Source organism: Faecalimonas hominis (genome assembly GCF_054660755.1).
In genome coordinates this window covers 28,996-43,859 of record NZ_BAAHSH010000009.1, presented here as the reverse complement: position 1 = coordinate 43,859, position 14,864 = coordinate 28,996, and the positions used below count along the sequence as shown (strand labels likewise).

Annotated in this window: 12 protein-coding genes and 1 pseudogene; all 13 read right to left on the bottom strand. The window is 41.1% G+C overall.

All coding sequences use genetic code 11. From position 1 onward, the window contains the following. Positions 1 to 273 precede the first annotated feature (273 nt). The gene (locus ACYQ35_RS01570; protein WP_459829463.1) at positions 274 to 3,813 is read right to left on the bottom strand and encodes an exo-alpha-sialidase; all 3,540 of its coding nucleotides are present in this window, start codon (positions 3,811 to 3,813) and stop codon (positions 274 to 276) included. Positions 3,814 to 3,994: 181 nt separating this feature from the next. Then, positions 3,995 to 4,960, bottom strand: coding sequence for a tRNA dihydrouridine synthase DusB (gene dusB / locus ACYQ35_RS01565; protein ID WP_459829460.1), 966 nt, complete (start codon positions 4,958 to 4,960; stop codon positions 3,995 to 3,997). Continuing rightward, positions 4,957 to 5,304: a DUF6145 family protein gene (locus ACYQ35_RS01560; protein ID WP_009461717.1), complete on the bottom strand. Its 348-nt coding sequence runs from the start codon at positions 5,302 to 5,304 to the stop codon at positions 4,957 to 4,959. The genes dusB and ACYQ35_RS01560 overlap by 4 nt, the downstream gene beginning before the upstream one ends. Continuing rightward, complete coding sequence (locus ACYQ35_RS01555) at positions 5,291 to 6,058, bottom strand: biotin--[acetyl-CoA-carboxylase] ligase (RefSeq protein ID WP_459829467.1); 768 nt, start codon at positions 6,056 to 6,058, stop codon at positions 5,291 to 5,293. Before ACYQ35_RS01555 ends, ACYQ35_RS01560 begins: the two co-directional genes overlap by 14 nt. A 540-nt stretch (positions 6,059 to 6,598) precedes the next feature. Then, a pseudogene (locus ACYQ35_RS01550) lies at positions 6,599 to 7,135 on the bottom strand (patatin-like phospholipase family protein); the annotation flags it as partial. Between the two features lie 102 nt (positions 7,136 to 7,237). Next, on the bottom strand, positions 7,238 to 8,167 hold the full coding sequence (locus ACYQ35_RS01545; protein WP_009461720.1) for an SPFH domain-containing protein: 930 nt from the start codon (positions 8,165 to 8,167) through the stop codon (positions 7,238 to 7,240). A gap of 87 nt (positions 8,168 to 8,254) precedes the next feature. Next, entirely contained in the window at positions 8,255 to 9,574 is a 1,320-nt protein-coding gene (locus ACYQ35_RS01540) for a sensor histidine kinase (protein WP_459829455.1), read from the bottom strand. Then, positions 9,531 to 10,283, bottom strand: coding sequence for a response regulator transcription factor (locus tag ACYQ35_RS01535; RefSeq protein ID WP_459829452.1), 753 nt, complete (start codon positions 10,281 to 10,283; stop codon positions 9,531 to 9,533). Before ACYQ35_RS01535 ends, ACYQ35_RS01540 begins: the two co-directional genes overlap by 44 nt. Before the next feature lies 1 nt (position 10,284). Continuing rightward, positions 10,285 to 10,650, bottom strand: coding sequence for a hypothetical protein (locus ACYQ35_RS01530; protein ID WP_459829448.1), 366 nt, complete (start codon positions 10,648 to 10,650; stop codon positions 10,285 to 10,287). A 192-nt stretch (positions 10,651 to 10,842) separates the two neighbouring features. Next, a complete protein-coding gene (locus ACYQ35_RS01525; protein ID WP_459829445.1) occupies positions 10,843 to 11,874 on the bottom strand; it encodes a cell wall hydrolase in 1,032 nt (343 codons plus the stop codon). A 157-nt stretch (positions 11,875 to 12,031) separates the two neighbouring features. After that, positions 12,032 to 12,805 carry a TrmH family RNA methyltransferase gene (locus ACYQ35_RS01520; RefSeq protein ID WP_459829442.1) on the bottom strand — a complete coding sequence of 258 codons (774 nt, stop codon included), beginning with the start codon at positions 12,803 to 12,805 and terminating at the stop codon, positions 12,032 to 12,034. A 4-nt stretch (positions 12,806 to 12,809) separates the two neighbouring features. Next, positions 12,810 to 13,460: a potassium channel family protein gene (locus ACYQ35_RS01515; RefSeq protein ID WP_009461730.1), complete on the bottom strand. Its 651-nt coding sequence runs from the start codon at positions 13,458 to 13,460 to the stop codon at positions 12,810 to 12,812. Between the two features lie 12 nt (positions 13,461 to 13,472). Then, the gene (locus tag ACYQ35_RS01510; RefSeq protein WP_459829437.1) at positions 13,473 to 14,849 is read right to left on the bottom strand and encodes a TrkH family potassium uptake protein; all 1,377 of its coding nucleotides are present in this window, start codon (positions 14,847 to 14,849) and stop codon (positions 13,473 to 13,475) included. Positions 14,850 to 14,864 lie beyond the last annotated feature (15 nt).

Below are 14,864 nucleotides of genomic sequence, written 5' to 3'. Positions count from 1 at the left end.
TGAACCCCTTTCAAAAAATTTTGACCTCCAGCCTTTGAAGGAAAAACCACGAAAGCGGAATCTACCATCGCCAAAGCACCCATGGAGAATGTCTACTTTTCTTCAGTTCAAAAATCATAAGATAACAGAAACTATGCTTATATGCTAAAATATGCACCGGGAAATCGGTGCATATCGTACAAAAAATTTAGGACATAATCAAAAATGGTTGACAGGTTGTTCATACTCTGTAAACCGTATAAAATAGGGGATACCTAAGTATCCCCCAGATTTTTATTTTCCTGATTTTCTGCGAAGAATTGCAATGATTGCACCGAGGCAGCCTGCCATTCCCAAAGCAGTTGTAAGCGGATCTGCCATATCGCCTGTTTTTACCGGTTTCTGATTCTGATTTCCGCTGTTTCCTGAGTTGCCGCTGTTATCATGATTTCCACTGTTACCCGCAGTTCCACCATTATTTTGATTTCCTGTATCTCCGCCGTTGTTATTATTTTCTCCGGTTGCAGGAAGTACCTTTGTCTGTCTCGCTTTACAGCGTTCGCACACTCTCTCTTCGTATCCGTCCTCTGTTGCTGTAGGTTCTTCTACTACTTCCCAGTCACTAAACTTATGACCGAGTGCTTTTGTCTGTCTTGTCTCTGTCGCATGACATTTTGTACAGGTCTTTGTTTCTTCGCCGCCCTCTGTACAGGTTGCTTCTTTGATTACTTCCCAGTCTCCCCATGTATGTTTGCATGTGACAGGATCCTGCTCAACTGTAATCTTATATGTTGTTCCTTCCGTAACTAAAGTTACTTTTCCGGCCTTTTCTCCTGTGACAACATTACCCACGGACGCTTTATAGAAACTCCATGCGTTGTCATCACCTGTGTAAGCGGCCACTTTGTTGTTCGCGCCTTCCCAGTTGTTTAAATAATATCCGTTGCGGGAAACTGCAAATCCACCCTGACTTCTCTTTGATATTGTGAGTGTCTGCGGCGTATCTTTTAATGTCACATTCTGGTTATCAATATTTACATATTTGCCGTTGACATCTTTCATCGTATAACCATTCTCTGACTTTTCGATTGTCCAAAGAGATTCGTTGTACTCTCCTACATTGAAATTTGCCGCCTGCATTGCCAACCCTGTAGGATTATCTTTGCTACTTGGTGTATTTAACAGAATGTGAGTTCCGCTTCCAAACAAGTATGTTCCTTCTTTCAGTTCCGTAATCGCTTTATAAGGAGGCATGTCGTTGCGCTCTACCTTCGAGATGCTGTCTGTCTCTCCTTTTGCCTGTACGATTTTTCCCGGTATATTTACCGTTTCTCCTACTTTTAAATTCACTTCTTTTACATCATTTTTTACAATGATATAATATGTGGTTTTTCCGATGGTTACTTCTGTTTCGCCTTCCGCTTTTCCCTTAATGGTTATGTCTGTTTTTGCCGGTGTAGGCTGTCCTTCGTACATTTTCCCGGTTACTTTTGCAACATAACTATATTTATCTGTTTCCTGCGAAGGATTAAGCAGATAGTTTCTTCCGTCCGCTGCTTTTGAAGCAATTACATACTGTCCGTTATCTGTAATTTCTGATAAATCCTTTACTTTTATATATCCCGGAATTTCGCTGTCTTTTGCGTTTTCTACGGCTTTGTAAATATCAAATTTACAGTTATTATGCATTGTTCCGTTTCTGTCAAAGTACAATTTACCTGCTTCTTTATGGAAATATAAAATTCCTCCTGCTCCGCCGGCTGCCTCTTGTGTGAAACTAAATGTTCCGTCCTCTCCTTTTGCCACGGTGATATCCGCACTTGTTTTTGTGAGCGGTGTATTTGCCGTTGCAGCTGTCTTTGGAGTGAGATATACTTTCTTGCCTTTTGCCGTCGTTGCAGAAATGGCGTATTTTCCGTTATCCTTTTTATCAAACGTAAACAGACTGCTGCTGATTTTCTTCTTCTCTCCATCAAACTGTGCGTTCGTTCCCAACTGAATTTCTGCTTCCGGTTTGATTTCCTCGTCTTTTGCGTCTTCCCCTTCAAGTATCACTTCAGCAATATCTTTGTCTAACCCTTCCAGTTTATTATCACTGTAATTTCCGGTTTTATCCGTATATGTTTTTGTATCTCCTACACGAAGATTTACAATCTCATACTTTTCGCTGTCCGTTACATTTACGTGGAGTTCTGTGTCTGCCTCCCCGCATTTTACAGTTACAACCGCCTGTTTCAATCCTGTTACTTTTGAGGAAGTCAATTTTAATTTGCCATTTTCGTATGTCGCTTCTACTGCAGACTCATTATCTGACTCTACGGTTACTTCCGCATTTTCTTTTAATCCGTTTACCGTAAGCGTTTTTGTTTCATCTGATTTCATTGTAACTGTCGATACCGTTTTCCCCGCATCGTCCGTACACCAAATGTTTCCGATTGCTGCACCTTTCGCAATATCTTTTATATCCAAGCCGATATATTTGATTTCTGTTGCGCCATTTTCATATAATAAGCCTACTGTTCCGTCAGGCAATACGGTCAGACACGAATATGCATAATAATCCGAACCGTTAATGCTGTAATCATATGTCCACTTTAATGTACCGTCTTCCTGAACTAAGCCTACGAAAATTTTTCCTGCTGCACGTGTTGTTGTATTAGATGGTGCAGCAAAAAGAATTGCTGTCTTCCCGTCAATTTTCTCCGGATAAGTTACTGCTGTCAACTGGCAGCCTAAGTTGTAATTTATCCCCATATCTTTTCGTCCGGACCATGTTTCTCCCCAATCATTTGACACATAGTATCCTCCGTGGCGGGTAAACATATATAATTTTCCGTCCGCTTCCGTTACAACCGCTTCAGAACTAAGACCGGATACAGACTTTCCTCTCTTCCACGTTCTTCCTCCGTCGTCAGAGTAGATTGCCACACTGTTTTTATCTCCGTTCGTAAATTCATATGCGGTAAATACAATTCTGCCCTCTGAAGTTACCATTCCGCACCCCGGTCCAACGAGAAGCGACTGTTCACTGTCTCTTCTTAAATTTAAGATGGAAGGAACAGACCATGTTCTTCCTCCGTCCTCCGACGTCGTCAGATAAAGGTAGTCTGTCGGCCATACCTGAAATGGAGAATCGGCTTCAAAAAGATTGGCATTCACGTTTTCGCCTTTTACATTGAAATAAGCATCAACCGTATAGCCTTCCATAATTTTTCCGTTTGCATCTTGAATAGAGTATGTAGGCCTTCCGTCTTCACCTTCATTCTTTATTAAACGGTATGTATAATTCGCAGCGTTTGTACGTTCACTTCCCCAAACGTCATTCCAATTTCTCGCATCTGCCAAAAGGATATTTCCCTTATCATCATGGCTCTTTCCCGGAACAGGCTGTTTCTTCGCTCCGTTCAACGCGTATCCTGCCGGATACAAATCGGCAATCATGTACACTCTCTCACCGTCCGTTGCCATTGCAGGATCAATAAATGCTGTAGAATTGACATTATGTTCATTTCCGTTATCTCCAAGATAGTTGGCAAATGTATAGCGCCATGTCTGTCCCTTATCTTTAGAGTAGGACACAATCGTATCCAATCCGCCGCCGTCCATATGGGTTGTCCATCTGGCATCGCAGCCCGCTACAAGGGTTCCGTCATCTAGTGATACCAAACATGGAATACGAAACTTATCACTCTCCCCTGTTCCCGACCAAAATGGCTGTTCTTTTGTCGTACTGTCCTGAGGTTTTGTTCCCTCTTTTGCCAAAACTGCAGGCATACTGCTGAGTGTCAAAGTAGTCGCAAGCAGTAATGCCAAAATTCTTCTTCTCTTTTTCATTCTTTTTCCTCCCTGTTTATGGCAAAATCCTTTTATGCAAAATATCCGGTCTTCTATTGTTTCGCCTTATTTTTTATTATAATGCTTGCAGGAAAATTTATCCATAATAAAAGTTATACAAAAAATATCCTGTGAATAAAGTGTTTCACTCTATTCACAGGATATTTTTTATGCACTTTCACTAATCTGTTAATCTTTCGTCCAATAACGTTTCCAGTTCCTCAAAACTTTCCACCCGGTTGATATCGTCTCTTAACTTCGCAGAATTTTTCATTCCGGTAGTGTACCATGCGATATGTTTCCGCATTTCACGGATTCCTAAATAGTCACCTTTATACTGCATCTGCAGTTTTGCATGTCTTAGCATTGTCTTTTTCACTTCATGCACATCGGGACGCTCGGGCATCTCACCGTGTTTTTCGTAGTAAAGCAGTTCAGAGAAAATCCACGGATTCCCCTGCGCTCCTCTCCCGATCATAATCCCGTCACAGTTCGTCTGCTTTTGAATATCTATCGCGTCCCGTCCGCAAGTCACATCTCCGTTTGCAATGACCGGAATGGAAACCGCCTCTTTCACCTGACGGATAATGTCCCAATCCGCTTTGCCGGAATAATACTGTTCCCTTGTTCTTCCGTGAACGGCAACGGCTGCACCGCCGCTCGCTTCAATGATTTTTGCAATTTCCACCGCATTGACAGATTCATCATTAAACCCTTTGCGAATCTTCACCGTCACCGGCTTTTGAATGGCTCCCGATACTTTCTTCACTATCTGTTCCACCAGTTTCGGATTCTGCATAAGAGCAGAACCTTCCCCATTCTTTACAATTTTCGGAACGGGACAGCCCATGTTAATATCTAAAATCGCAAACGGTAACTCTTCAATACTCTTTGCCACTTCACTCATCACGTCGGGATCTGAGCCGAATAACTGAAGGGAAACCGGACGCTCTTCCGGGTGAATTTTCAAAAGCGCCTGCGTATTTTTGTTTTTATACTGAATCGCCTTCGCACTGACCATCTCCATACAGAGAAGCCCTGCTCCCTGTTCTTTACATAATAAGCGGAATGGCAAATCAGTGACGCCTGCCATCGGAGCTAAAATATACCGATTTTCCAGTTCTACATTTCCTATTTTCAGTATCATTCCCCGATTTCCTCTCCCAAGAAGAACACTCTATAGTACAGTTCCAAAGAACGAAGCATGTCTTCTTTTGTTCTCTGTAATTCTTTAATCTTTAATCTGCTTCCGATATCATCGTAGAGAAAATCATTTTCCTCTGAGGACACTTCAAACACAAGTGTTCCGTCCTCCTCGAATTCCAACGCAAGAATACCGCCGATTTCTTCCGTATACAGTACGCACATGATTTTCAGTTCGTCCTTAATACTGTCTGGCAGCGCATCAAAGTCAGGGTTAAAATAATATTTCTTTTCATATGCGTTTGACGCACACAGCACTGTTCTTTCTTCTTTGTTATACATATTCATACATTCCTCTCACTGAAACTTCTCCCGCAAAAACTCTCTCGATTTCTCCGGTTTCTTTCTCCACAAGCAGTTCGCCTTCTTCATTAATGCCGAGCGCCACCGCCTCATATTCATTGTGCGGTTCTAAAATCCGCACCTGTTTTCCACAGTTTACTAATATCTCATTGTATTCTTCCTGTATGAAAGACAAATCTTCCACTTCAGAAAAATAATTATAGTTTTGTTCAAAGGATTCCATTATCTTCGCAATCAAATCGGTACAGCAAAACTCTCTTCCCGCCTCTCTTCTGAGCGAAGTCGCCTTATCCCGAAGTTCTCTCGGAAAACTTTCCACATTTACATTGATTCCCACACCGATTATCACCGAAGAAATCTTGTTTTCCTCCATTTTCATCTCGGTGAGAATTCCGCAAATTTTCTTTTTCCCGATGACCAAATCATTTGGCCATTTAATTATCACGTCCAAATTTTCCTGTTCCCGCAATACTTTTGCCACGCTGTACGCCATTACAAGCGTAAGCATCGGCGCTTTCCCGGCAGAAAACTCCGGCCGAAGTAAAAGGGACATATAAATATTTTCCTCATCTTCGGATTCCCATGTTCTGCCTCTCCGCCCCCGTCCGGCATACTGTTTTTTTGCAACCACAAGAGTGCCGTGGCTTTCTCCTGCTTTTGCCAGACGCAAAGCCTCCGCATTGGTGGAATCTATCTCCTCATATGAATAGACGGTGCCGCCCACCCATCTCGTATTCATTTCCATTAAATCCGTCACGTAATCCCTTCCTATTCTCACAAGCAACGAAACAAATCCCGGAAATTTTTCCTTCTCTTTTGCCCGTTCATACCGCCTGCAGATTTGTGTGTACAACTCCTGTTCCGTATATATTTTATACTTTTGTATATGGAGTAATTTTGCACAGGCTTCCAACATCGTCAAATAGAGTTCTTCTTCCGTGTAACCTACTGCCATTCTAAGTTCAAACGCAGTTTCTATGCGTTCCTTCTCTGACAGACGTGAAATCCTCGTCTTATAATAGCACTCTTCCTCTGTTTGTTCAATATAGTAAATCCGCCCTTTTAACCCGTAAAGCATTCTCCGTGCATCGTAATATCCAATCCGCATATTTTGTCTGCTTCTTCTCTGATGAAATTCGATAATGCTTCCCAGTTTTACATGCGGCGCAATTCTGTACACATTCATCTCGTCCGTAATGCGCACTTTCGGTTCTCTCCCCGGCCCGAAAATGCGAATCTGAATAATATTTTCATATCCTCTGTCCACAAGTGCACCCATTGGCACATTGTTGATGACACCGCCATCAATATATGTTTTACCGTGGAGTTTTTCATTTTTAAATCCGACAAGATAGGCACTCGCCAGCAGAAAATCTTCCAACATTCCCTCCGGAATATCCTCCATGCTTAAGTCCAGTTCCTTCATGTCCGACACAGAGAATGTCATAATGCAAAACTCTATCCCCGAATCGCGTATCTTTTTCTCGTCGACATTTTCATGAATGAGTTTCCGAAGAGGCGTCACGTCAACCCCTCCGTCCGCCAGTGTCTTCCACAGTTCTCTCAACACTTCCGTCAGCGGGGTTTCTTTTCTGAATAATTTTTCCATTCATGTGTCGTCCACGTCCATCACTTTGGAAAATGCAATTTCGCTCCACACTTTCTCCGCTTTCTCAACATCGTCCATGCAGATAAATGCTCCGTTCAACGCTCCCACAGATGTTCCTGCCACCGCATTGATTTTCACACCCGCTTCCTTTAACGCCTTCCACGCTCCAATCTGATAAGCGCCTCTTGCACCTCCGCCGTCCAGCATAATTGCGTATTCTTTTTCCAAGTCAATTACCGGTCTCATTTCACACCTCCTCATATACATGGCAAAAGGGATATGTCAGACATACCCCTTCTCTTTATATGATTATTTATCTGCTCCGATTTCCGTTACGGATTTTACCAATCCCGCAACACTTTGGATTTCTGACGGAATAATAATTTTCGTCGCTTTTCCGTCCGCTGCTTTTGCAAATGCTTCCAGACTCTTCATTGTCAATACCGCTTCATCTGCTCCCGCTTCTTTCAGGAACCGGATACCGTCTGCATTCGCCTGCTGTACTTTCAGAATAGCCTCTGCCTGACCTTCCGCCTCTTTAATCATCTTCTCTTTCTGTGCTTCAGCTCTCAAGATCGCTGCCTGTTTCTCCGCCTCGGCATCGAGGATTGCTGATTCCTTATTACCTTCGGCAACGAGAATGGTTGATTTCTTCTCACCTTCCGCGCGAAGAATCGATTCACGTCTCTCACGTTCCGCTTTCATCTGTTTCTCCATCGCGTCCTGAATAGCTGCCGGAGGAATGATATTCTTCAACTCTACCCTGTTTACTTTAATTCCCCACGGATCAGTTGCCACATCGAGGGAAGAACGCATCTTCGCATTAATCGTCTCTCTTGAAGTAAGTGTTTCGTCCAACTCCAAATCACCGATAATATTACGGAGTGTTGTGGCCGTAAGGTTTTCAATTGCCATAAGCGGATTCGCTACACCATAGCAGAAAAGTTTCGGATCCGTAATCTGATAGAATACAACCGTATCAATTCTCATTGTAACATTATCCTTTGTAATAACAGGCTGTGGCGGGAAATCAGCCACCTGCTCTTTTAAGTCTACTTTTCTTGCCACACGTTCAATAATCGGTATTTTGAAATGTAAACCTACGCCCCATGTTGCCTGATATGCTCCCAATCTCTCCACAACAAGCGCCTGTGCCTGCGTAACAATCTTGATGCAGGAGATTAAAATGAGAATAATCAAAACCAACAGTGCAATTCCTAGTATCGCTCCAATACTCATACGAGAATCCCTCCTTGTTTTCTGAAAATATTGTTATTGTTTATTCATTTTACTATATCTTATTTTCTTTTTCAAGAAAAATCATAACTATTTCTTCGTACATACAGGAAAAGCAAATCTTACGGAAAATGTGTTTTCATTCTCGCAGACTTCAAACGTCCCCTTATGTTTTTCCATAATCGCCTCACAATTATGCAAGCCAATTTTTGCCGACTCCCTTTTGTCCGGCATCTGCGCCTTTGCATTTTGCATGGAGAGTACAAGATGATTATTTTCCAGAGCATAATGGATAAATATCGGTTTAGATAAATCCCCATACTTATTTAGATTAGAAAACAGATTATGAAACAGTCTGTGTACCATGTTTACATTCACTTCCAAAACAGAGGTAATATCATTTATGTCACGCCGTATATCCACTCCCTGCATTTCTAAATCAAATAAGTTTTCCTCCAGCATCTGCATAATCAATTCATTTCCATTTACCCTGTCAAAAATAACTTCCTGCATTCCTCCGTGCAGAAGAAAATGTTCGAACAGTTCATTTGTCAGTTCCTTCAAATGGTTTGCCTTATCCAGCGAAATCCCTATATATTTTTCCAACTCCGCACATTCTCTTCCCTTGCTTTTCGCCAACTCCAAATAAGCAATCATAACCGTCAGAGGAGTTTTTATGTCATGGGACAGAGATGTAATCAGGCGGTGATTTGCCTCATAAGCCATCTTTTCTTTTTCCATTTTATCTTTCACCGACAACCGCAATGATTCTATCCCTTTTGCCACATCGGTAATCTCGTCATTTCCCTGAAGCGTAATGGAAGAATTCAAGTCTTCCGACAGCATATGCAGTTCCCTTTGCAGAGTGACAAGATATTTCATTTTCTTTCGCACACCCGCTATCATACTGATAAAGAACACAAGAAAAGAAATCAGCAGTGAAACATACCGTCCATAGTTTTCCGCTGCAAAATCATAACAGAACAGGATTGCCTCCGCCTTGTCCTCTCCCAAATTCAGTTCATAACTGTTCATCTCCAAAAAATGTTCTCTGTTTTCCGATGAACCGACAACATTATCTGTCGCTCCATACATTGCATCATAAACAAGATTTCCATTTATAAAAATTTTGAGAAAGACATCGTCCCTGTTGAAAACCCACTCATCAACTTCCCCGATATTTTTGACGGTAATTCCCTCTTTTGTAATATACCCCTGCAATTCTTTTGCATATCTTTTTTCTAACTTTTCAATGTGTTCTTCGGTGTTATAATATCTTGTAATGAGATATGTGGAAGAAACAGATAGAACAAAATATACAAGCAGAGCAATTCCGAAAGATACCAGACTTAAAATGAACAGTTCTCTATTCAGATAATTTTTTCTCATTCGTTTCATCGACAATCGCATAACCCTTTCCCCAAACATTTTTAATATATCTTGATGCCTGTGATGTATCATTTAGTTTACGCCGCAAATTTCGGATATGTACCATAACAGTTGCATTTACGGAAAAGTGATACGGCTCGCCCCATATCTTTTCATATAACTCTTCCAGTGTAAAAACTCTATTTGGATTTTTCGCCATAAAAACTAAAATGTCATACTCTGTATTTGTTAAGACAATTTCTTTATCGCCCTGAAAAACACGGGAAACATTCCTGTCAATTTTCAAATCCTTAATACAGATATATTTTTCCTTTGGCCCACTTCCTTTCCCCTGATAAACATGGTATCGTCTTAACATTGCCGAAACTCTGGTCAAAACCTCCATTTTTGAAAAAGGCTTTGTCAGATAGTCATCTCCTCCGCTTAAAAATCCCATGTATTTATCATTTTCCGTTGTTTTTGCAGTGAGAAATAAAATGGGAAACGTGTATTTTTCCCTCACTTCCCGACAGGTGCTGAGTCCGTCTTTCTCCGGCATCATAATATCTAAAATCATTAAGTCAACCGTTTCGTCCAGCAATTCCAATGCCATTTCCCCATTGTCTGCTTCTGACACCTCATAGTTTTCCGTTTCCAGCAACACCCTTAATGCCTGACGGATGTCTGCATCATCGTCTACAACCATGATTTTACTTCCCTGCATATGCTCCCCTTCTTTCGCTTTTTTCATATTATACCATACTTCTCCTCTTTCTCTGATAAAAATATGCAATCGGAAAAGAACATAGAATAATGATAAATGCAATAAAATATTCACCCTCCGTATTCGGTTTTAAAAGACTGTCGCTTTTTAGAAAAATGATTTGTAATACCCCTATAATAAGATAATTATATAAAATTTTCAGCAACACCCAAACACCGAAAATTGCTTTCTGTTTTAAATTTTTCGGAACTTCTAAAAATAATTGCTCTCTATCATTTTCTTTCGACTTCCAATATTCACGCTCTATCATAGCAGAAACGAATAAAGCTAATCCCACCAAAACGTAATCCGTTTTTGTTGACGGTTGTAATAGTGAATCCCCCTCACCCAGCATGACGTCTGCTGCTGCAAAACAAAGATAGCGTCTTAAAATGTTGAGAAAAAAATGAAATAGTTATACATAGTTATTTACCCCTATATTTTATTATACATTCATCTTACAATACTTTTTCTGAAAGAAGATAAGTAAAATTCTAAAGAAATCTAAAGAACAGGAGGTCAGTNNGACCTCCTGTTCTTTAAATCTCTAGTGGAAGTAATGACTTCCAATCTTATATCCTGTGTTTCCGTTTCCAAAGAACAAACGGTTTCCAATTGGGTTTTCCCCTGCTAACGCTGCATCTGCTGCTTTATAACATTCTGCCGTCGCTTTTCCCGATGCGAGTACACGTCCCAATTTTCCTGTTATTGCAGGACCAAACTGTCCTTTCTGGTAGATAACTCCTGAAATTGTGTTTGGGAATCTTGAACTTCTTACACGATTCATAATAACTGCGCCAACCGCAACTTTTCCCTGATATGGCTCTGCACCTGCTTCGCAGTAGATAATTGCCGCCATCAAATCTCTGTCACTTGCCGATACGGACATCGGAGCATTTCTTGTCTGTGAAGAGGCTGCCGCGGCTTTTTTCTTTGCTTCTTCCGCTTTCTTTCTTGCTTCCTCTTCTGCCTTCTTTTTTGCTTCCTCTTCCGCAATCTGCTTCATTGTCTTTCCGTTCTGTGTGTTTCTTGTCACTTTTACATCGGCTGCTGCCACAGTAATCTGCTCATTGTCCGCCCCTTTTAACGTCAACTGTTTTCCGTTTGTATCCACAACAGTATATTCTTTTCCATTTACCGTTGTCTTTGCAGGACAAACTGTTTTTGCTCTCTCTACCGCTTTTGTTCCAAGCACAAGATTATCATTTTTTATATATCCTACTACATCTCCTGAAGAAACTTTAGACCACATCTCCCCTGTTTCTTCAATATGCACAACTGTGTTGCGATATACCTTTCCGGCAACCTCGCTATTTTCATCGGCTGCTGCATAGATTGACATTTCTCCGTCCGTGTTTACCAATGCTTTCTGATGAAATTCCTGTGTCTCTACCGCAACAGATGCCGCTGCCGGTAAATTCGCAGTAATATCATTTAACACCGGTTCATCTCCCAATAGTTCTACAATCCCCTGAGTTTCTGATTGTGCGTCTGCCGCTTCACTTGTAAATACCGCCGGTATTGTAAGACAGGTTGTAAGTAAAAGGCATACAGCCACTTTCATAATCTCTCGTTTCATATATAACCTCCTGAGTCATTATCTGGTTTGATTTGTTAATATTATTATACCCAAATAATGCGTTTTGATTACAACTTGTTACAAATTTGTTACAAAGTTGTCTTGGAGCATACTAACACTAAAAGATTTTCTTGTCAACCCCTATGCCTAAAAAAAATTATCGCCTCTGTCTGCAGACTTCAAACATCAGTATTGATGAGGCGATTGCCGCATTCAAAGATTCCACCTCTCCGTGCATCTTGATTTTCACCCAAATATCAGCCTTTTCGGCGATTTCATCACGCAGTCCGTTGCCTTCATTTCCAATCAAAAAAGCACAGCCTGTCTTATAGTTTTCTTCGTCATAATTATTTTTTCCCTGAAGGTGTGCCGCATACACTTTAATGTCCTGTTTTTTCACTTCTTCAATTGTGTTTTCCAAATCTTCCACATACAAAAACGGCATTCGATAAATTGAACCCATTGTGGAACGAATTGTTTTCGGATTGTAAATATCGACACAATCTTTGCTCAAAATAATTCCGCTCACCCCGGCCCCTTCGGCTGTTCTGACAATTGTTCCCAAGTTGCCCGGATCTTGCAAATTATCCAAAATCATCAAATGTTCCGGCTTTTGTGCGAAAATTTCTTCCAATTTTGTCTTTTTTTGTCTCATAATACACAAAATTCCTTGAGGAGTTTTCGTATCCGACACATGGGAAAATACCTTATCCGACAAAATTTCTACCTTTAATCCGTCCAAATTTAATTCCTGTTTCTTCCTATTAAATAGTGTTTCAGATATAAACACTTTTTCAATGCGATTTCGCGGCGCTTCAAGAAACATTTTTATGCCTTCCACAAGGAAAATATTTCTCTCATTTCTCACCTTACTTTTCTTCTGCAGTTGTAACAATTCTTTTACCTGCGCATTGCCTGTACTTGTTATCATCTTCTTACTCCTCTTTCAATTTCTGCAATACTTTATTTGAACCAATCAAAATAATAATGCCGTCTTCCGGAAGAGGTTCTGTCGGCTCAAAAGAAAGATTTACGTTGCCGTCCTGAATAATTCCCACAACATTGATTCCTTTTCTCTCTCTGATGCGCAATTCCAATAAAGTTTTTCCTGCCCATTTTCCCGGTATTTTCCACTCTACTAAACTGTATTCCGGTGACAAATCGATCCATTCCGCAAAATTTGTCGCTACAATTCCTCTGGCAATACGGATTCCCATCTCTTTTTCCGGGTAAACGATAACGTCTGCACCGACTTTTTTCAGAATTCTTCCCTGCAGTTCCGTCTGCGCTTTCGCAATTACATATGGAATACCCATTTCTTTCGCCATGATGGTTGCCACAATACTCGCCTCAAGATTTTCAGACAATGCCACAATCGCCCCGTCTAAATTTCTCGCCCCAATTGTCTCCATCACTTCCGCTTCCTCGATGTCTGCGCGCATCGCATATGACACTTCATCAGAAATTTCCTGAATCTTTTCCATTGATTTGTCTACGACAAGAACTTCGCAGCCCAGTCTTTCCAAAGAAAGCGCCACGCTTTTTCCAAAATTTCCTAATCCAAATACCGCATATTGTCTTCCCATTTTTCTTATCTCCTATCCTACCAGAATACGTTTCTCCGGCAATTCTCTTACCCTATCTTTTGTATGACCTTTTCCAAAAATCAACGCCATTGTCACCGGCCCGATTCGTCCGATATACATTAACGTCATAATGACATATTTACTTGCTGTTTCCAGTTCAGGTGTTAAATTAGCGCTTAAACCTACCGTTCCCATCGCTGATGTTGTTTCATATAAAATGTTCATAAATTCTACATCAGGCTCTAACACGGAAACAACTACCGTTCCCATAATCAAAAATCCCATGGAAAGGAAAATAACCGCAAGCCCTGTGCGAATATTGTCTTCCACAATCTTTCTTCCAAAGCATTCCGTATCTTTTCCCCCTTTAATTACAGAACGGCACGTCAGCACAAGCATGGCGACTGTTGTCGTCTTCACACCACCTGCCGTACCCGCAGGAGAACCTCCCACAAACATTAAAAGGCATGTAATCAGTTTTGAACCGTTCGTAAGCCCCGCCTGAGGTACGGTGGCAAATCCGGCTGTTCTCGTTGACACCGAATGAAATCCCGATGCCATCAACTTTTCCTCAAATGTCATATTACCGAAAGTTTCGGGATTTGCATATTCCATGACAAAGAAACTTACCGTACCTACCAAAATCAATGCTATCGTCATGCTAATGGCAATTTTAGAATGCAGCGTTAATTTTGTAAATGCCTTTCTAACGGAATATCCTTCTTTTCCAATCCCATGAAATACATTTTTAAGCATATCTCCCCAAACGGTAAACCCGATACCACCTATAACAATCAGTGACATCGTCGTAAAATTAATCAGCGGATTCGTCGCATACTTTATAAAACTGGAATCGCCCAAAATATCAATTCCCGCATTACAAAAAGCAGAGACGGCATGAAAAATGGAGTAACATATCCCTTCCACAACTCCATACTCCGGCACAAATTGAAAGGCGAACAATATTGCTCCCACTCCCTCCACTATAAAAGTGCCTTTAATGATTTTAATCAAAAACTTTACGAGACCGCTCAGCGTGTCCATATTATAAGTTTCCTGAATAATAATTCGCTCTCTCAACGTAATCTTCTTCTTCAAAATCAAAAAGAAAGAAAACGTACAGGCGATAACCCCAAGTCCCCCAATCTGAATGAGTACAAGCAGAATTCCTTTCCCCAACACCGTAAACTGCGTTGCCGGGACAATCGACACAAGCCCCGTCACGCATACGGCCGAAGTCGCCGTAAACAAAGCGTCTGTAAATCGAATTGGTTCCGTATTACACATCGGTAAATGCAATAAGACACCACCTAAAATGATGGTGCCTAAAAAACCGGCGGCAATTAACTGCATTGTAGTAAATCTTATACTTTTCTTTCGTTCCTTCACAAGTCCATTCCCCGC